Origin of the sequence: Ligilactobacillus sp. 110_WCHN (assembly GCF_030518115.1) — a bacterium.
Taxonomy (GTDB): domain Bacteria; phylum Bacillota; class Bacilli; order Lactobacillales; family Lactobacillaceae; genus Ligilactobacillus; species Ligilactobacillus aviarius_C.
On the sequence record NZ_JAULLI010000017.1, the window covers coordinates 19,185 to 37,291 of the forward strand.

General features: G+C 39.9%; 18 protein-coding genes. 15 read left to right on the top strand and 3 right to left on the bottom strand.

All coding sequences use genetic code 11. The annotated features are described in order from the left end of the window. The first annotated feature begins 8 nt into the window (after positions 1–8). The gene (gene dnaJ, locus Q3C15_RS06665) at positions 9–1,136 is read left to right on the top strand and encodes a molecular chaperone DnaJ (RefSeq protein WP_302704720.1); all 1,128 of its coding nucleotides are present in this window, start codon (positions 9–11) and stop codon (positions 1,134–1,136) included. Between the two features lie 60 nt (positions 1,137–1,196). On the opposite strand, the gene Q3C15_RS06670 is transcribed toward dnaJ, so the two are convergent. Beyond that, positions 1,197–1,931, bottom strand: coding sequence for a sulfite exporter TauE/SafE family protein (locus Q3C15_RS06670; RefSeq protein ID WP_302704721.1), 735 nt, complete (start codon positions 1,929–1,931; stop codon positions 1,197–1,199). A gap of 111 nt (positions 1,932–2,042) precedes the next feature. On the opposite strand from Q3C15_RS06670, the gene clpB reads away from it, so the two are divergent. The 3 genes from clpB to Q3C15_RS06685 all read left to right on the top strand — a co-directional run bounded on the left by clpB (position 2,043) and on the right by Q3C15_RS06685 (position 5,774). Continuing rightward, positions 2,043–4,646 carry an ATP-dependent chaperone ClpB gene (gene clpB / locus Q3C15_RS06675; protein ID WP_302704722.1) on the top strand — a complete coding sequence of 868 codons (2,604 nt, stop codon included), beginning with the start codon at positions 2,043–2,045 and terminating at the stop codon, positions 4,644–4,646. Positions 4,647–4,815: 169 nt separating this feature from the next. After that, a complete protein-coding gene (locus tag Q3C15_RS06680) occupies positions 4,816–5,334 on the top strand; it encodes a hypothetical protein (RefSeq protein ID WP_278850914.1) in 519 nt (172 codons plus the stop codon). A 101-nt stretch (positions 5,335–5,435) separates the two neighbouring features. Further along, on the top strand, positions 5,436–5,774 hold the full coding sequence (locus Q3C15_RS06685; protein WP_204779066.1) for a hypothetical protein: 339 nt from the start codon (positions 5,436–5,438) through the stop codon (positions 5,772–5,774). Between the two features lie 467 nt (positions 5,775–6,241). Here Q3C15_RS06685 and Q3C15_RS06690 read toward each other — a convergent pair whose 3' ends face one another. Continuing rightward, entirely contained in the window at positions 6,242–6,439 is a 198-nt protein-coding gene (locus Q3C15_RS06690) for a YjzD family protein (RefSeq protein WP_302704723.1), read from the bottom strand. Between the two features lie 121 nt (positions 6,440–6,560). Here Q3C15_RS06690 and dnaE point away from each other — a divergent pair, with 121 nt between their 5' ends. The 6 genes from dnaE (at position 6,561) to Q3C15_RS06720 (ending at position 14,668) form a co-directional block, all read left to right on the top strand. Continuing rightward, on the top strand, positions 6,561–9,890 hold the full coding sequence (gene dnaE, locus Q3C15_RS06695) for a DNA polymerase III subunit alpha (protein WP_302704724.1): 3,330 nt from the start codon (positions 6,561–6,563) through the stop codon (positions 9,888–9,890). 165 nt (positions 9,891–10,055) lie between these two features. Further along, positions 10,056–11,018, top strand: coding sequence for a 6-phosphofructokinase (gene pfkA / locus Q3C15_RS06700; RefSeq protein WP_057828013.1), 963 nt, complete (start codon positions 10,056–10,058; stop codon positions 11,016–11,018). 23 nt (positions 11,019–11,041) lie between these two features. Then, positions 11,042–12,802, top strand: a complete 1,761-nt coding sequence (gene pyk / locus Q3C15_RS06705) for a pyruvate kinase (RefSeq protein WP_057828014.1) — start codon at positions 11,042–11,044, stop codon at positions 12,800–12,802. Between the two features lie 174 nt (positions 12,803–12,976). Beyond that, entirely contained in the window at positions 12,977–13,366 is a 390-nt protein-coding gene (locus tag Q3C15_RS06710) for a Panacea domain-containing protein (protein ID WP_302704725.1), read from the top strand. Between the two features lie 56 nt (positions 13,367–13,422). Beyond that, on the top strand, positions 13,423–13,836 hold the full coding sequence (locus Q3C15_RS06715) for a hypothetical protein (RefSeq protein WP_302704726.1): 414 nt from the start codon (positions 13,423–13,425) through the stop codon (positions 13,834–13,836). Positions 13,837–14,368: 532 nt separating this feature from the next. After that, complete coding sequence (locus Q3C15_RS06720) at positions 14,369–14,668, top strand: nucleotide pyrophosphohydrolase (RefSeq protein WP_302704727.1); 300 nt, start codon at positions 14,369–14,371, stop codon at positions 14,666–14,668. 191 nt (positions 14,669–14,859) lie between these two features. Here the strand turns inward: Q3C15_RS06720 and Q3C15_RS06725 are convergent, their stop codons facing one another. Continuing rightward, positions 14,860–15,138 carry a hypothetical protein gene (locus tag Q3C15_RS06725; RefSeq protein WP_302704728.1) on the bottom strand — a complete coding sequence of 93 codons (279 nt, stop codon included), beginning with the start codon at positions 15,136–15,138 and terminating at the stop codon, positions 14,860–14,862. 273 nt (positions 15,139–15,411) lie between these two features. Here Q3C15_RS06725 and Q3C15_RS06730 point away from each other — a divergent pair, with 273 nt between their 5' ends. The 5 genes from Q3C15_RS06730 to Q3C15_RS06750 all read left to right on the top strand — a co-directional run bounded on the left by Q3C15_RS06730 (position 15,412) and on the right by Q3C15_RS06750 (position 18,087). Then, complete coding sequence (locus tag Q3C15_RS06730) at positions 15,412–15,918, top strand: hypothetical protein (protein WP_302704729.1); 507 nt, start codon at positions 15,412–15,414, stop codon at positions 15,916–15,918. 18 nt (positions 15,919–15,936) lie between these two features. Beyond that, positions 15,937–16,080 (top strand): hypothetical protein, encoded by a 144-nt coding sequence (locus tag Q3C15_RS06735; RefSeq protein WP_302704730.1) that lies wholly within the window; start codon positions 15,937–15,939, stop codon positions 16,078–16,080. A 471-nt stretch (positions 16,081–16,551) separates the two neighbouring features. Then, on the top strand, positions 16,552–17,208 hold the full coding sequence (locus Q3C15_RS06740; protein ID WP_302704731.1) for a hypothetical protein: 657 nt from the start codon (positions 16,552–16,554) through the stop codon (positions 17,206–17,208). Then, the gene (locus tag Q3C15_RS06745) at positions 17,208–17,648 is read left to right on the top strand and encodes a hypothetical protein (RefSeq protein ID WP_302704732.1); all 441 of its coding nucleotides are present in this window, start codon (positions 17,208–17,210) and stop codon (positions 17,646–17,648) included. Before Q3C15_RS06740 ends, Q3C15_RS06745 begins: the two co-directional genes overlap by 1 nt. Positions 17,649–17,787: 139 nt before the next feature. Further along, positions 17,788–18,087, top strand: coding sequence for a nucleotide pyrophosphohydrolase (locus tag Q3C15_RS06750; RefSeq protein ID WP_302704733.1), 300 nt, complete (start codon positions 17,788–17,790; stop codon positions 18,085–18,087). Positions 18,088–18,107 lie beyond the last annotated feature (20 nt).

Below are 18,107 nucleotides of genomic sequence, written 5' to 3' on the forward strand. Positions count from 1 at the left end.
GGAAAACAATGGCTCAAAAAGACCCATATGAGGTTTTAGGTGTCAGCAAGGATGCGTCTGATGCTGAAATCAAAAAGGCTTATCGAAAACTTTCAAAGAAATATCATCCTGATTTGAACCATGAACCAGGGGCTGAAGAAAAATTCAAAGAAGTCAATGAAGCTTACGAAATTCTGAGTGATCCGCAAAAGAAAGATCAATACGACCAATTCGGAACGACTGGCGACCAAGGATTTGGTGGCGGCGGTGCCGGTGGTTACGGCGACTTTGGCGGTTTCAGTAACTTCGGCGGCGCTGGCGGCTTTGAAGACATTTTCGGTTCATTCTTTGGCGGGGGCGGTTCTCGTAGCCAGAATGCTCCGCGTCAAGGTCGGGATCTGCAATATGAAATGCATTTGACCTTTGAAGAAGGGATCTTCGGTAAGAAAACCGAAATCGAATATAACCGGGAAGCCGTTTGCAAAAACTGTAATGGTTCGGGTGCTAAGCCCGGAACATCACCGGTTACATGTTCAAAATGTCATGGACGGGGAGTTATTCAGGTTGAACGGCAAACGCCGCTTGGCCGCATGATGACCCAACAAGAATGTGATGTTTGTCACGGAACCGGAAAAGAAATTAAGGAAAAATGTCCAACATGTCACGGAACTGGCCGGGTAAGCGAAAAGCATGCGGTTGAAGTAACCGTTCCCGCCGGAGTGGAAGATGGCAACCAAATGCGCTTGCAAGGTCAAGGTGAAGCCGGCTATAACGGCGGTCCTTATGGTGACTTATTCATCATCTTCAGCGTTGCTCCAAGCAAGACGTTTAAACGTGATGGCGCTGAGATCTACCTTGATCAACCAATCAGCTTTGTTCAGGCAACGCTTGGTTCAGAAATCCAAGTCAAGACCGTTCACGGCGATGTGAAGTTAAACATTCCAGCCGGAACGCAATCAGGAACAACTTTCCGTTTGAAAGGTAAAGGGGCTCCGAAATTGCGGGGTTCAGGTAACGGGGATGAAAAAGTTACCGTTCACGTTCAAATTCCAAAGAAACTGAACAAGGGCCAACGCGAAGCTTTGAAGTTGTATGCGAAAGCATCAAATGAAAAGGTCAATGAAGGGTTCTTTGACAAGTTAAAAGATAAATTCTAAAAAGTAATGAAAAAATGAGGCCGGGACATATGTCTCAGCCTCATTTTGTAATCATTGTTTTTAACCGATAAATCCTTTGATAATGTGATATGCACCTGCGAGCAACATTATGGTGTATGCTAATTTGCGCACAAGCTTCATCGAAATTTTCTGCGTAAAGTGCATTCCCAGCGTTGTGCCGACTAAGCAGCAGGCGATTGAAATTGAAAGGGGTGCAACTAACTTGGCAGTGAAGTTTCCGCAAATAATGTTATTGAACAGGACATTCACGGTCGTGATCATAAAATAAAGTTGCAGGGTTGCTTGGTATTCCATCGGGTCAGTCATGACCGAATCGAAGTAGGCAACCATTGGCGGTCCTCCAATGGCAAACATCCCATCCATAAAGCCGCCAAAGGAACCAGCGAAGAATCCGGTAATCGGATTCTTCTTAAGATGAACCCGGCTTGCAAGAAAAATTAAGTAAAATGCAAGTACCCAAAGGAAGATTCCTAAAACAAAGTTCATTGCGGTCCCGCTCATACTGATCATTAAGTGCACGCCAATGCTTCCGAAAATCAAAGCGGCAATTGCCGGAATGATCACCATTCGGTAGTTGATGTGCCGACGAAACTTAATGACGGTGTAAGCCTGTAAGCAAAGGACGGTCGCTAAGGTTAAAACGTTGCATTCCTTGTAAGGCAAAATTAGCGGCATAATGGCCATGAAGATGATTCCAAAGCCAAATCCGCTGGTACTTTGAACAAGGGCAGCAATAAAAACAATGATTGCAAGCATTAAATAACTCAAAATCATAAAATTACCACCTATCACTTACTAATTGCAAGATTATAGCATAGAAATTGTAATTCGCAAAATTTAGCATAAAAAGTTATTTTAACTACACTAACGATTGGAGTGAATCAAATGAATAATGACAGTATTACCCAAGCAGTTCAAGATGCGATCGCGGAAGCCCAACAAATTGCGATTACCCGTCACCAGCAGGAAATCGACATTCCACATTTGTTTAAGTATCTGGTTCAACCAGGGAACTTAGGCGAGGATATTTATCAAAAGGCAGGATTAAACTTAAAGGAAGTTAATCAAGAACTTGACCATGAAATTGATCAGATTTCTTCAATTGAGGGCAATGTTCAATACGGTCAGACTTTAAGCCAAAACCTTTTCCAATTAATGCAGAAAGCAGACGAATTGAAAAAGCAGCTTGGCGATGAATTTATTGCGGTTGACACGTTGATTTTGGCATTAATGAATCTGCAGTATAATCCATTCAAACTTTTCCTTGAAAATCATGGTGTTACGAAGGAAAAATTAAAACAAATTATTGATGATTTACGAGGCGGTGAGCACGTGACAAGTAAAAATCAGGAAGAACAGTATAAGGCCCTTGAAAAATATGGGGTTGATTTAGTAAAGCAGGCCCGCAGCGGCAAGCAAGATCCGATCATCGGCCGCGATGACGAAATTCGTGACGTGATTCGGATCCTTTCACGGAAAAGTAAAAATAATCCAGTCTTGATCGGGGAACCCGGTGTCGGGAAAACGGCGATCGTTGAAGGTTTAGCCCAACGAATTGCGAAAAACGATGTGCCGGAAAATCTGAAGAATAAGACGATTTTCTCGCTTGATATGGGATCACTGATCGCGGGGGCAAAGTACCGCGGTGAATTTGAAGAACGGTTAAAGGCAGTATTAAAGGAAGTTCAAAAGAGCCAAGGGCAAATTATTCTCTTTATTGACGAAATCCATAACATTGTCGGCGCCGGGAAAACCGAAGGTAGCATGGATGCCGGCAACTTACTGAAGCCGATGCTTGCGCGGGGTGAACTGCATTTGATCGGCGCAACGACCTTAGACGAATACCGCGAATACGTTGAAAAGGATAAGGCGCTTGAACGGCGGTTCCAAAAGGTGCTTGTTAAAGAACCATCTGTTGAAGATACAATTTCGATTTTACGGGGCTTGAAGGAACGGTATGAAATTCACCACGGAGTTCGAATCCATGATAATGCGCTGGTGGCAGCCGCAACGTTATCAAATCGTTACATTACGGACCGTTATTTGCCGGATAAGGCCATTGATTTAGTCGATGAAGCCTGTGCTGAAATTCAAGTTGAAATGAATTCGATGCCGAATGAACTTGACCAGGCTACCCGGCAATTAATGCGGCAGGAAGTTGAAGAAGCAGCGTTAAAGAAGGAAACTGACAGTGCTTCAAAGAAACGCTTGACAGAACTTCAAAAGGAATTAGCTGATACCCGCGAAAAGGTCAACCAGTTGAAATTGAAGTGGGAAAATGAAAAGGCTGATATTCAAAAGGTCAGTGATAAAAAAGCTGAATTGGATAAGGCTAAGCATGAATTGGAAAATGCGGAAAGCAGTTATGATTTGGAAAAGGCTGCAAAGCTGCAACACGGCACAATTCCAACGTTGGAGAAGGAATTACAAGATCTTGAAAAATCAGACCGGCCGGATGAATGGCTGGTTGAAGAGTCCGTTACCGAAAATGAAATTGCAGCAGTCGTTAGCCGGGAAACGGGTATTCCGGTTGCTAAATTAGTTCAGGGTGAACGGGAAAAATTGCTGCACTTGGCTGATAGTTTGCATAAACGGGTCATTGGGCAGGATGAAGCCGTGGATGCTGTTGCCAATGCCGTTTTGCGTTCGCGGGCTGGCTTGCAAGATCCATCAAAACCATTAGGATCATTTATGTTCCTTGGACCAACCGGGGTTGGGAAGACCGAACTTGCCAAGGCGCTTGCAGAGAATCTATTTGATTCTGAAAAGCACATGGTGCGGATCGACATGAGTGAATACATGGAAAAAGCATCAGTATCTCGGCTTGTTGGGGCCGCTCCCGGCTATGTCGGCTATGAAGAAGGCGGTCAGTTGACCGAAGCGGTTCGGCGCAACCCGTACACGATCGTTTTGTTTGATGAAATTGAAAAGGCACATCCAGACGTTTTCAACATTTTGCTTCAAGTCTTAGATGACGGGCGGTTAACGGATGGTCAAGGCCGGACGGTTGACTTTAAGAATACAATTTTGATCATGACGTCGAACCTCGGATCTGAAATTTTATTGGATAATGTCAAGGAAGATGGCGTCATTTCGTCAGAAACCAAGGAACAAGTCATGAAACTGGCTCAAGCTCACTTTAAACCGGAATTCTTGAACCGAATCTACGATATTATTACGTTCAGCCCATTGACCTTTGACGCCATTGAAAAGATCGTTGATAAGTTTATTGGTCAATTATCAGCGCGCTTAAGCTCACAAGAAATTGAATTGAAGATCAACGATGACGCGCGGAAGTGGATCGCCAAGGAAGGCTACGATCCAGCATACGGTGCGCGACCATTACAACGCTTTATTACAACTCACGTAGAAACGCCATTGGCCAAGAAGATCATTGCTGGCAAAGTAATGCCACACAGTGTCGTTACGATTGGCCTGGGTGCAAATGATAATTTGGTATTTAAGGCTGAGGATGATCAGGCGGAATAATGAAAGAGGATAAGTGCTAAACTTATCCTTTTTTTAATGCTTTCTGAATTTGATATTAGTAAATCCTATTTATAATTAATTTTATTATAAATATTAATTATCAATTTAACTCTTTACGTTGGGGTCGCTGAAAGGTTTAAGGGTTAAATTGAAGTTAGGAGAAGATACTATGGGATTAGGTAAATTCGGAATTGGTTTATTATGTTTAGTTGGCGGTTCAGTAATTGGAGCAGGTGGCTATTCGGTTTATACTCATCATCATGAAAATCAAGAAACGGTTCGAGTAAGTCAAAAAAGTTCTGAAACCAAGTCTTTAAGCTCAAACAAATTAAACAGCGAAAGTTTGCAAAGTGAATCATCAGAAAGTCAAAATCAGGTTGAGTTTAGTAGTCGGTCAACTAATAATATTAATTCACGGTCTTCAGTGGTAGCAAATAATCAAGGAAACGGTGAGTTATATAACGCAAGTAATCATACTTTTGCCGGCTATCATAATATTCATGAGTTATGGAATAGCGGCTATACGGTTACATCATATTTAATTAAAAAATGCGGTTATACGGCAGATCAAGCGCATAATTATATCGATCAACACTTTAGTGAAATTCGTCCATTCTTAGGTTCAGGTGAAATTCAAACGTACTATGAAAAACTAAGAAGCGAAGGACGTTCAATTAACGACAATTAAAAGGTCAATTATTTAAAAATATATTAATCCTTTTCAATCTACTTTCCATTCCAAAACAATTCCGGTAAACTGAACCTACCACAGGTAAGGGAGCGGGAAAGTTGAAATTAAATAAGGATTTAATGGGGTTATTGACTCAAGTTGCGCTCAAAAAGAGTGAACTTGGATCGGTTGACGGATTATATTCTGTTCGAATCAAAAATGAATATGGGTATTTTATTGTTTATATCGGGACCCGGAAAACGTTGATCAAAGGATTTAGTCGGGTTGCAACGAATGAAAATTTGAGAATTGAACTAAGCTCGTTAGATGATGATCAAACGTTGCATTACGTTGCGGTTCCGGACGTGTTAGTATTGGAAAAGAGTTTAATGCTGATGCTGTACCGCATCGGAAGGTTAAATCAACGCATTATTGAAGATGCGAAAAAATCAAATTAAACGAAAAAGAAGCTGGACAACTAAGTCCAGCTTCTTTCATAACGTTAAGCAAAACTATAAAGTATCAATGAAGATTTATCTTTATAGGGTTAGTTGAGTTTCTAACCATCTTTAATGGTAAATCAATTACAAAAAATAAGCAACACATATTAGAAAAATGTTTATTTAAATTACAAATTTTTCACATTAAATTTAAAATAAAAAGAAGTTCATTGCGAACTTCTCTTAACTCTCTTATGTACTTTTACATTATATAGGGTTTTTAATGAGTAAGAGCAAGTATCTATGGAATACTGGAAGAGATACTTAGTGAAATAAAGTTATAAGAGAGGAATTTTTAGTGCAACCGATTGCACAAACTTTATTTTACATGAATAGTTTTAAAAATCAATTCAAAGCCAAACTAAAATTGAAATGATTTATTAAAATTTTTCTATAAAAATAAAGGTTGCGGTAAATCGCAGCCTTTATTTTTTACCTTCTTCTTTGGCGTTCGGTGCTTTAAGAAACATCGATACAAAATTAATTAAGATCCAGCCGGCAATCATTGGGATCAAGCCGCTTGTTACAAAGTTGAATGGAGCACCATTCAAAGCGGAAATAATGTATCCGAATACTTCACCATAAATTGCGCACCAGAAGAGAATTGTAAGTTGTTTTAACATGTTAACAACACCTCTTTACTTGTAGTCTAGTATAGTTTGATAATTTTTTCAAATCGTTCTTTAAGAGAATCTTATCGAATCTGATATAATAAGGATAATAGTGATTAGAAAGGAGATTGTGATGTTTAGTCCATTACAGGTAATCAGCAGTTACAGTTTGTTGCAGAGTACATTAAAAATCGATGAATATGTTAATCGCGGGAAAGAACTGGGTTACCAGGCATTGGCATTAACGGATATTAATGTAATGTACGGTGTGCTTGACTTTTACCATGCATGTCAAAAAGCCGGCATTAAGCCGTTGATCGGATTAACATTGCAATTGAACGGTAAGGGGACGGATCCCCAAGAAATCATTTTATTAGCGCAAAATAAGAACGGCTACCAAAATCTAATGAAAATTTCGTCAGCCAAGATGACGGTCAACGGATATGAAGCAGGCGAAGGTCCGCTAACACTGGAACAAATTCAAGCATTCACGCAAGATTTAAAGGTGATCATTACTGAGAAATCACCAGTCTTTGCGGGAATCCGCAATCATAGTTTTGAAGTCGCAGCTGATTTTGGAAAGCAGTTGTTGCGGTTTTGGCAACCCGAAGATGTTTATTTAAGTGTTAACCCGCAAATGGACGATGACCTGGTTTACGGTTTGCGCCAGCTTCAAAATCAGGCTGGGATTCGATTGATCGCAAATGAGCCAGTTAAGTATCTTCATCCTGAGGAAGCATTTGATCTGCAGGTTTTAAATGCGATTGGAACAAACGCAAAGTTGATGCCGGAGCAGCTTGCATCCCCGATAAAAGGCGAAGACTACCTTAAATCAAGTGAAGAATTGCGTCAAGAATTTACTCAGTCGGGCCTTGAAGACTGTTGGCAAACGGCATGTGACGTGGTTGATCAAATTCAAATCAACCTTGAATTTCCGCCAACCCAATTACCGCATTACGCAACGCCGGATGGAATTGATTCGGCAACGTATCTGCGGCAACTTTGCCAGGCAGGCTTGAAGAAGCGGCTAGCTCAGATTCCGAATGCTGATCCGCAACAGTACCAGCAACGGCTTGACCACGAATTGGAAGTCATTCACCGGATGGGGTTTGATGATTACTTTTTGATCGTGTGGGACGTTACGAATTTCTCCCATACGCATGATATTTTAGTGGGACCAGGACGGGGTTCCGCAGCCGGTTCGCTGGTTTCATATACCTTATTTATTACCGACGTTGATCCGATTGAATACGGCTTGCTGTTTGAACGGTTCTTAAATGAAGAGCGGGCGCAAATGCCGGATATCGATTTGGATATTCCTGACCAAAAACGAGATGAGATCATTGACTACGTTCATCAAAAATACGGGCAAACGCACATGGCCCAGATCATTACGTTTGCGCACCTGAATGCGCGGCAGGTGATTCGTGATGTCAGTCGGGTAATGGGCCAGAACACATTTGAAGTTTCTAACTGGTCAAAGGCCATGCCACGGCTGCACAATGTTACGTTAAAGAATGCGTACCAGCAGTCGCAACCCTTACGCAATATGCTGGCTGATAGTAAATTAAACCAAAAAATCTATCAAACTGCGATGGCACTTGAAGGCTTGCCGCGGCAGTACAGTACGCATGCTGCCGGGGTGATTTTGAGTGATCATGATTTGCGGGAATTTGTTCCGGTGCAGATCGGTGGTGAAGGAATTTACCTGACCCAATTTGCGAAGGAGCAGGTTGAAGAGGTCGGCTTGTTGAAAATCGATTTTCTTGGATTGCGGAACTTAACGATTTTGGATAATGCGATTCACTTTGTTAAACGCGACTTTGATCGAAATTTTGACATTCACCAAATCAGTTTGGAAGATTCGAAAACGTTGCAAGTCTTTCAAAAAGCGGATACTGCCGGGATCTTCCAATTCGAATCAAGCGGGATCCGGAACGTTTTGGAACAGTTGCGGCCGCAACGATTTGAAGATATCGTTTCAACTAACGCGCTGTTCCGCCCGGGCCCAATTCAAAATATTGATGAGTTTATTCGGCGGAAAAACGGCCAGGCACCGATCACGTACCCGAATCCGCGGTTAAAACCAATTTTGCAACTGACTTACGGAATTATTGTCTATCAGGAACAGGTTATGCAGGTGGCGTCTGAAATGGGCGGTTTTACGCTTGGCCAAGCGGATTTGCTGCGGCGGGCAATGAGTAAAAAGAAGCAGGATGTAATTGACCGGATGCGGGATCAGTTTATCCAAGGAGCGATGCGGAAAGGATATAAGCAGGCGGATGCAATTCAAGTTTACGAATTTATCGAACGATTCGGAAACTATGGCTTTAACCGCTCGCATTCGGTGGCATATTCAAAATTAGCTTTTCAGTTGGCGTACATTAAATGTCATTATCCGGCAGCCTTTTATGCAGCGGTCCTAAATTCCGTTGTTGGTGCTTCTGAAAAGACGCGCAATTACGTGATGGAAGCGCGTGAACGCGGCGTTCGAGTTCATTTGCCGGACGTTAACCAAAGTCAGATCTACTTTATTTTAAAGAATCATGAAATTTACTTTGGATTCCGGAGTATTCGAAAGTTGCGGATCGACTTTATTCAGGCGCTTTTGAATGAACGGAATGCAAATGGCTATTTCCACGGTTTAGTCGATTTCATTCGGCGCATTGATAATAAGTTTTTAAATCAGGAAACGTTGGAAGCTCTGATCTATGCCGGCGCATTTGATTCATTTGATTCCGATCGCAATCATTTGCTTGCGGAAATGCCGGGAATTCTTGAGGGCATTAAGTTAAGCGGCGGCAACGTTGATTTGCTGAAACAGTTGATGCCAAAGAAGACGGCGCCGACGGCAGGGTTATCTGCCAACGAGTTATTGGAAAAGGAAGCCGAATATCTTGGAACGTACGTATCCGGGCATCCGATCGATCAATACCGGAAACTGATTGAAATTTATCGTACGGTTCCGGTCAATCGGATTCAAGTCACGAATTTTGTGCGGACGATTTTATATGTTAAACACGTTAAGCTGATTCGGACTAAGAACCAGACGCAGATGGCCTTTGTCGATGTCAGTGATCCAACCGGCGAAATCGAAATGACGGTCTTTCCGCAACAGTTTGCTCAATTTGGCGGGCTGTTGCATTCGGGTGAAGTTTTGATGATCACCGGTAAGGTTCAAGAACGGAACGGCAAGCTGAATTTGGTTGCAAATACGATTCAACGGGCCGCTGAAATCAGTGATCGCTGTTATTATTTGCGCGTTGATCAGTTGAATGCGCCTTTGCAGCAACAGTTATTGCAAGTAATGCGGCAAAATCACGGCTCGGTTCCGGTGATCGTTTACGAAAAACAGCGGCAACGAAAAATTGCAATGGAGCAACAGTACTGGTTAAGTGATTCAGCACAAACCAGGGCAAAATTGGTTCAATTACTCGGGAAGGGTAACGTTGTCCTTCAATAAAAAATTAGTAAAATTGGTTTAAACCATCAAGTGCGCAGGAACCCTTAAATCCTCCGAAAATCCTTAAATATAATTGAAAATATTTAAAGACAACTAAATTTAAAAGTGATAAGATAGTAACCGGAGAATGTATATTATTAGATTTATTACTCGAGGTGAAAACAAGTGAAACGCATTGGTATTCTTACAAGCGGTGGCGATTCACAAGGAATGAACGCCGCTGTTCGTGCCATTGCTCGTTCTGCAATGAGCGCTGGTCTCGAAGCTTATGGAATCAACTACGGATTCAAAGGGTTAGTTGAAGGTAACATCTTTAAGATGAACTCTAAAGAATTAGACGGCATTATCAATCGTGGCGGTACAATTCTTTATTCAGCTCGTTTCCCAGAATTCGCCCAAGAAGAAGTTCAACTTCAAGGGATTGAACAACTTAAGAAGTTCGGGATTGATGCTTTAGTTGTTATCGGCGGCGATGGTTCATATCACGGTGCTGAAAAACTTACAAAGCACGGTTACAATTCAATCGGGGTTCCAGGAACGATCGATAACGATATTCCAGGAACAGACTTTACGATCGGGTTCGATTCTGCAGTAAATGTTGCAACCGAAGCCCTTGACCGGATCAACGACACTGCAACTTCACACCAACGGACATTCGTTGTTGAAGTTATGGGTCGGGGAGCAGGCGATATCGCATTATGGGCTGGAATTGCTGCAGGTGCGGATGCAATCGTTATTCCTGAACGCGATTATGATATTGAAGCAATCGCAAACAAGATCAAAGAAAACCGTGAAAACGGCAAAGATCACGCTTTGATCGTTCTTGCTGAAGGCGTAATGTCAGCACAAGAATTCAAAGAAAAATTAGATCAATACGGCGACTTTGACAGCCGGGCTGTAACATTGGCTCACATCCAACGTGGTGGTGTGCCAACAGCTAAGGATCGGGTATTGGCAAGCCGGTTAGGCGACTATGCCGTACGTTTATTACTTGAAGGTAAAGGTGGTTTGGCCATTGGTATCCACGACAACAAGCTTGTTGCCACAGATATCATTGACACATTGGAAAACCACAAGCACAAGACAGATGTCTCATTGCTTGACTTAAATGATCGTTTAAGATTCTAATTTGACAGAAGGAGAACTAACTCATGAAAAAGACAAAGATTGTTAGTACACTTGGACCAGCAAGTAACGATTTAGACACAATCGTTAAGTTGATCGAAGCTGGCGCAAACGTATTCCGTTTCAACTTCTCACACGGTGACCACGAAGAACACTTAGGTCGGTTAAACCTTGTTCACGAAGCTGAAAAGAAGACTGGTAAGACAGTTGGTATCTTACTTGATACAAAGGGTGCTGAAATTCGGACAACCGTTCAAAAAGACGGCAAGATCGAATTCCACATCGGCGATGAAGTTCGGATCTCAATGGACGACTCAATCGAAGGTACAAAGGAAAAGATCGCTGTTACATACCCAGGACTTTACGATGACGTTCACGAAGGCGGCCACGTATTGTTTGATGACGGTTTGATCGACATGCAAATCGAAAAGAAAGATGACGCAAACCGTGAATTGGTATGTAAAGTATTGAACGAAGGTGTGTTAGGTTCACGTAAAGGTGTTAACGCTCCTGGCGTATCAATCAACTTACCAGGGATCACAGAAAAAGACTCAAGCGATATCCGCTTTGGTTTGGATCACGAAATCAACTACATCGCTGCCTCATTCGTACGTAAGCCACAAGATATCTTAGATATCCGTGAATTACTTGAAGAAAAGCACATGGAACACGTTCAAATCTTCCCTAAGATCGAATCACAAGAAGGTATTGACAACTTTGATGAAATCTTGAAGGTTTCAGATGGTTTGATGATCGCTCGTGGTGACATGGGTGTTGAAATCCCACCTGAAAATGTTCCTTTGGTACAAAAGTCATTAATCAAGAAGTGCAACGCTGTTGGTAAGCCGGTTATCACAGCTACACAAATGCTTGACTCAATGATTGAAAACCCACGTCCAACACGTGCCGAAGCATCAGACGTTGCTAACGCTGTATTTGACGGGACAGACGCAACAATGCTTTCAGGTGAATCAGCAAACGGTGACTACCCTGTAGAAGCTGTTGCAACAATGGCACGGATCGACGTTAAGGCTGAAAACGCATTACGTCAATACAAGAACTTCTCAATCAACGACTTCGACAAGACAGACGTTACAGAAGCAATTGGTCGTGCAGCTGCAGAAGCAGTTGAAAACTTAGGCATCAAGACAATTGTTGCCGCTACAGAATCAGGCTACACAGCTAAGATGATTTCTAAGTATCGTCCAGATGCAGACATCTTAGCCGTAACATTCGACGATCGTACACGTCGCGGCTTGATGGTTAACTGGGGCGTATATCCAGTTGTTGCTGAAAAGCCAGCTACAACAGATGAAATGTTCAAGTTAGCTACAGAAGAAGCTAAGAAGGCTGGCCTTGCTAAGGAAGGCGACTTGATCTTAATCGTTGCCGGTGTTCCTGTTGGCGAAAAAGGTACAACAAACATCATGAAGATCCAATTAGTTGGTTCTGCATTAGTTAAGGGCCAAGGTGTTGGTGAAGAAACAGTTATCGGTAAAGCCGTAATTGCTAAGTCAGCAGACGAAGCTAACAAGAAAGCTGAAGAAGGTTGCGTACTTGTAACAAAGACAACTGACAAGGACTACTTACCAGCAATCGAAAAGGCATCAGCATTAGTTGTTGAAAACGGTGGTTTAACATCACACGCAGCTGTTGTTGGTATCTCAATGGGTATCCCAGTTGTTGTTGGTGCTGAAAATGCAACAGACGCTATCAAAGAAGGCGAAACAGTCACAGTAGACAGCCGTCGTGGTTCAATCTACCGTGGTGCTTCAAGCACTCTCTAAGATAGAGTTCAAATGAATATCACCGATTAGTTTAAATTGCAAGACGTTGCAATTTAAACTGAACGGTTAAAGGTCGCACTCGACGGGGTGCGGCCTTTTTTTAATTCAAAATTTGATTGACAGTCATGGCGGAATCCATTTTAATATAGATTAAGAAGATTGGAGGCGAAAGTGATGTACAATGTTTTGAAAATTGTTAATTGGATGCGGGTCAAAAACAAGGCCGAGTTAATTGAAAATAAAGACGCAGAAGAACTAACCCAGATGAAAGCAATGAAACTCCTGTATTATGTTCAAGGTGTAAGTCTCGTATATTTAAAGCACCGAATGTTTCCAGATGATATTTTAGCTTGGAAATATGGCCCGGCAGTTTCAAAAGTCCATCAGGAATATCAAGGACAGCGTGAAATTGTTGGTGAAGTTTCGGAAAATGATATCGATGATTATAATGAATTGAGTGCAAATTCCAAGGTTAACGGTGTATTAAATACCGTTTGGGATACATTCACAGCTTCTGAAGCAGACTCACAAGGAATCACCATGGAAGAATACGAAGCAAAGTGAAGTCATTACCGATGATGAGATGAAAAAGTATTTTTCAAAAATTGTGAGTGAATGAGATGAAGATTCAAAGTCTGCAACATGAAATTAAAACAATAGTAGTCAAACGTTACCCGCATCAACGACTAACATTTAACTTTTCTTTTATTACACTTGATAGGAATTATGATTTAAAAAATCACGAAAAAAAGATCAAATTAAAATTGGTTCAGGTTTTGGAAAGTCTTTCACAAGAAGATAAAGTTGCTTTGCTTGCTCGTGCAAAAAACAATGGTTTGGAAAAAATTTCTGAAAGCGAAATTAAGAGTTTAAGATTACACTCAGAGTTTCAGCAAGAGCGGAATTCTGACTGTGAAGAAGGATTCTGGATTTTTAGATTATCAAAAAATGGGCGGGTAGTTGGTAAAATTAACCGAAATATTTTCTATATTTTAGCAATTGATTCAAAGTTTAAACTATATGATCATGGTTAACAGTTGAAATCGATCCTGTATAATATGAATTACACTTAAATGGCTAGGAATATAGAGAGCTGGCAGAGTGGATACACACGATGACCCAGCAGCAACGTACCTTTCGCGAAGGCAACGTGCTCCAGTGTATAGCGATATTCTTCATGATGTCTGGAGAATATCTCCAGACGTTTTTTTGTTAGTCAAATTGATTGAAGGAGGAAACGTGAAGAATGGGGTTTACGGTTAAGATGCATGTTGGAATTGAGAAAGCTAATGATTCAAACAACAATCATCGGCACAGCTGGCCTGAAGCGATGATTAAGCACGTCACGTAAAGAAAACTAAGTAACTAGATGAAAAAGAAAATAACAGAAGAACAGTTAACTAACCAAAGCAGTGCGCTAAGAACTTAAAGAAAATGATTCGGAGATCGTATCTTATTTTGATAATAAGGATGATCTTTGACCACTTGATCAGATTTGATTAAGAAAAGGTTGTTTTTTATACGGTATAATAAAAGAAGAGTGAAAACGGAAAGAGGCAATTTATTATGGATCATCAAAAATTAATGCAGGAGCTTATTGATTTTAGAAATGCGCGTGGATGGGATGAGGCGCACTCTTTACCGAATTTAGCAAAGTCTGTAAATGTTGAAGCTGCGGAGATTTTAGAGATCTTTCAGTGGAAAAAGACAAGTGATAAGTTAAGCAAAGATGAAAAAACGCATTTAAAGGGTGAAATTGCGGACACACTAATTTATCTGTTTTACATGTGTGATCGTTTAGATGTTGATCCGCTGGACGTGATGAAAGCCAAACTTGAGTATAATAAAGGACGCAAGTGGAATTAGGGCGTTAACTATATTGGATCCGAATGTTAGCAACGAATACGACGGTTCGTGGATTTTTTATATCATTAAAATATTAAAATTGTTTTTATAAAAAAACACCTTGCATGGACAATAAGAATTTCTAATATATATCAATATTGATATTCGGTTTATATGGATTTGAATAATGATCACTTTATGACAGCAAGGCTTTACCTGAAGGTATATTTTTCAATAAATTCCCAGTCAGCAGGAGAAGCCAGTCCTTGATAATTCGGTACAAGTTCGCAAATAAATAAAGAGTCACAATCATTAAGAATTTTATGGAACTTTTGGTACATTGTATCTGGAGTTTCATTTGTTTTTACAAGCCAGAGTGAATCTTGGAGGTGAATATTGGTTCCATTTAAATTTTGGATTGAGCGCAGCATATCAAAATATTTGCGATTACGAGATTTTAAATTGTAAGAAATCATATAAGTTTTAGGCATTGCGATCCCCACCTTTAAAAGAGTTGCTAAATTTATATTAACACAATATATAGAATTGTAAATGAATTTATGCACAATATATAGAATTGGAGGGGCGGATTTGATCTTTTAAATTAGTTGTTTTTTTTATTAAAGAAGGTAAAATAAGACCGTTAAAGAAAAAGCTTTTATTCTCGATGAAAAGTAAAAGAATATCAGCCGGATCTTCGCTCTGGAAATGGAGCGATTTTTTTGTTTATTTAGGATAAATGAATTTTAAGAAGGAAGAATTTGATGACTAAATTAATTGTGAATATATCGGCAAATCAAGTTTATGATATGGATAATCATATGTTTAATTGGATTGCAATTGCGATTTCAATATTATCTGGTCTTATTGCGATTGTTACGATTGGCGTTGCAATATACGGACTAATTTCTTTTAAAAACTTTAAAAAGCAAATTGAAGAGCTTGAAAATAAACAAAAACAACGAAATGCAGAAATGGAAAAAAGAATGGTTGAAACAACTAATTTAAAAGCGAAAGTAGATGATAATTTAATCGATATAAGGGAGAATAACGTTGCAACATTAGCGATTGGAATTGTAAATACATTGAATAAAATGCAAAGAGGCGATGGAAATACTTCGCTTATTATAAGCAGTAGTTTAGATGTATTTGAAAATTCAATTCCGGATCACTTTAACGATTCAACAACTTTTTGTTTTTTCTTCAATGATATTGCGCTATTATTTAACGTAATTTCTATTTATGCCGGAAGAATTAATTCAGCGATTTAAGATGAAGTTTTGAAACAAATGATCAAAATCAAAGAAAAAGTTCAATTATCAAATCTTCGGGGAAGTATAAAAGAAGACGATGCTGAAAAAATCATTCAATTTGAAGATAAGATAAATAAATCAATCGAAGAAACTCAAAAGAAAATTGCGCAAGCCAATTAAAATGCACCTTAGCTTAAGGGTCCTTTATAAAGGGAAACTCAAACGATAAATAACGGTTTGCAAGGTATTAGTTAAGTGCGGCAAATAGGACTGAATTAATTGGAAATATATTAGTAGTTGACATTTAAAAATTCTTCTGTATAACATAAAATAAATTAAACGGCTAGGAATATAAAGAGCTGGCATAGTGGATACACACGATGACCCAGCAGCAACGTACCTTTCGCGAAGGCAACGTGCTCCAGTGTATAGCGATATTCTTCATGACGTCTGGAGAATATCTCCAGGCGTTTTTTTGTTAGCAAATCAATTGTAGGAGGACACGTGAGGAATGGAATTTACGGTCAAAATGCATGTTGAAATTGAGAAAGTTAATGATTCAAACAGCAACCACCCGCACAGCTGGGCGGAAGCGATGGTTAAGCATGCAAAGAAAGTTAAGTAACTAATGGAATGGGAGAGGGTTTATAAGTGAAGGTTATTAGTTGGAATGCGTCAATGAAGTTTCGGGAAAAGTTCAAAGTGCTTGATGAACGCTATCATGCGGATCTATATATCATTCAAGAATGTGAAGATCCGGCACGGTGTAATAATGCGGCTTACAAGGACTTTACTCAAAATTATTTATGGATCGGTGAAAATAAGAACAAAGGTCTGGGTGTATTTGCACGTTCGGGAAAGAAATTGGAAAAAGTTGAACTTGATAGCCATTATTTACGTTACATGTTGCCGTTCAAGTTTGAAGGAAAGATGTTTTTCGGAATCTGGGCATACATGCGGCTTGTTGTTTACTTCTCAATTTATCGCGATTACTTAAAGGAGAAACCGGTGGTAATTGGCGACTTTAATAGTAATGTAATTTGGAATAAGGAACACGGAAATCGAACCCAAAAGGTGCTTAATCAAGAGTTTGAAGATGCAGGTTTGAAGTCGATTTATCATGAATTGAATCATGAACAGCAAGGCGAAGAAACGCAAGCCACTTTTTATATGTATCGGCATAATGACCGTCCATTTTATATTGATTACTGCTACTGTGATCCAGCTGAAGTAAAGAAGTTTGAAATTGGAAAATTTGAAGATTGGGCTGAATTAAGTGATCACATGCCATTGGAGGTTGAATTTTAGTGAAAAAAATAACAGAAGAACAGTTAAATGCGCTAACCGAAGTAGTGCGCAAGGAACTTAAGGAAAATAATTCGGATGTGCTTTACTTTGATGAGTGTGATTATTTTTGGCCACGTGATCAAAAAGGAGATGATATTGAGGCGACTGATTTTGCGGACGGTTTGGGGATTAAATTGGGATTATTTACAAGGGTAAATCGCTCAGGAGAACTTGAAATTTATACCAAGCATTCGCGAATAACTTATTTGATTCAAAATGGGATAATTACTTTTGGATTCATTAGTATTTTATTTCAATTCCCAATTGTAATAATTGTAAATATATTTGATCCTAGTTACTTTGTCAGTTTGGTTATTACAGCTCTTATGGAAACTGTATCAATTAAAATTTTTATGATGATAAAGAAACGCGGAAAATTAAGTACGTTTGATGAGATTTAAAAATTATATGGGCTATTGTAGAATTTAAAATTCTATTTATTTGACGGATAGTTTAAAAGCAACCTTTTCCGGTGAGGAGAAGGCTGCTTTCCTATACTGTATAATAAAGAAGAATGAAAACGGAAAGAGGCAATTTATCATGTGTCATCAAAAACTAATGCAGGAACTGATCGATTTCAGAAACTCGCGCGGATGGGACGAGGCCCATTCCTTACCCAATCTCGCAAAGTCAGTAAATATTGAAGCTGCGGAAATTTTAGAGATTTTTCAATGGAAAAAGACAAGCGATGAGCTAAGTGAAGATGAAAAAACGCATTTAAAAGGTGAAATTGCAGATACGCTAATTTACCTATTTTATATGTGCGACCGGTTGAATGTTGATCCAATGGACGTGATGAAGGCAAAACTTGAGTATAATAAGGGGAGAAAATGGAACTGAGGAAAGCTTAATTTTTATAA

Bases quoted from the DNA above. Each gene is read 5' to 3' on its own strand.
- Q3C15_RS06710 (WP_302704725.1), top strand. From the start codon at position 12,977: ATGTACAATGTTTTGAAAATTGTTAATTGGATGCGGGTCAAAAACAAG.
- Q3C15_RS06730 (WP_302704729.1), top strand. From the start codon at position 15,412: ATGACTAAATTAATTGTGAATATATCGGCAAATCAAGTTTATGATATG.
- Q3C15_RS06735 (WP_302704730.1), top strand. From the start codon at position 15,937: ATGATCAAAATCAAAGAAAAAGTTCAATTATCAAATCTTCGGGGAAGT.
- Q3C15_RS06720 (WP_302704727.1), top strand. From the start codon at position 14,369: ATGGATCATCAAAAATTAATGCAGGAGCTTATTGATTTTAGAAATGCG.
- dnaE (WP_302704724.1), top strand. From the start codon at position 6,561: ATGTTTAGTCCATTACAGGTAATCAGCAGTTACAGTTTGTTGCAGAGT.
- Q3C15_RS06725 (WP_302704728.1), bottom strand. From the start codon at position 15,138: ATGCCTAAAACTTATATGATTTCTTACAATTTAAAATCTCGTAATCGC.
- pyk (WP_057828014.1), top strand. From the start codon at position 11,042: ATGAAAAAGACAAAGATTGTTAGTACACTTGGACCAGCAAGTAACGAT.
- clpB (WP_302704722.1), top strand. From the start codon at position 2,043: ATGAATAATGACAGTATTACCCAAGCAGTTCAAGATGCGATCGCGGAA.
- Q3C15_RS06670 (WP_302704721.1), bottom strand. From the start codon at position 1,931: ATGATTTTGAGTTATTTAATGCTTGCAATCATTGTTTTTATTGCTGCC.
- dnaJ (WP_302704720.1), top strand. From the start codon at position 9: ATGGCTCAAAAAGACCCATATGAGGTTTTAGGTGTCAGCAAGGATGCG.
- Q3C15_RS06690 (WP_302704723.1), bottom strand. From the start codon at position 6,439: ATGTTAAAACAACTTACAATTCTCTTCTGGTGCGCAATTTATGGTGAA.
- Q3C15_RS06715 (WP_302704726.1), top strand. From the start codon at position 13,423: ATGAAGATTCAAAGTCTGCAACATGAAATTAAAACAATAGTAGTCAAA.
- Q3C15_RS06750 (WP_302704733.1), top strand. From the start codon at position 17,788: ATGTGTCATCAAAAACTAATGCAGGAACTGATCGATTTCAGAAACTCG.
- Q3C15_RS06680 (WP_278850914.1), top strand. From the start codon at position 4,816: ATGGGATTAGGTAAATTCGGAATTGGTTTATTATGTTTAGTTGGCGGT.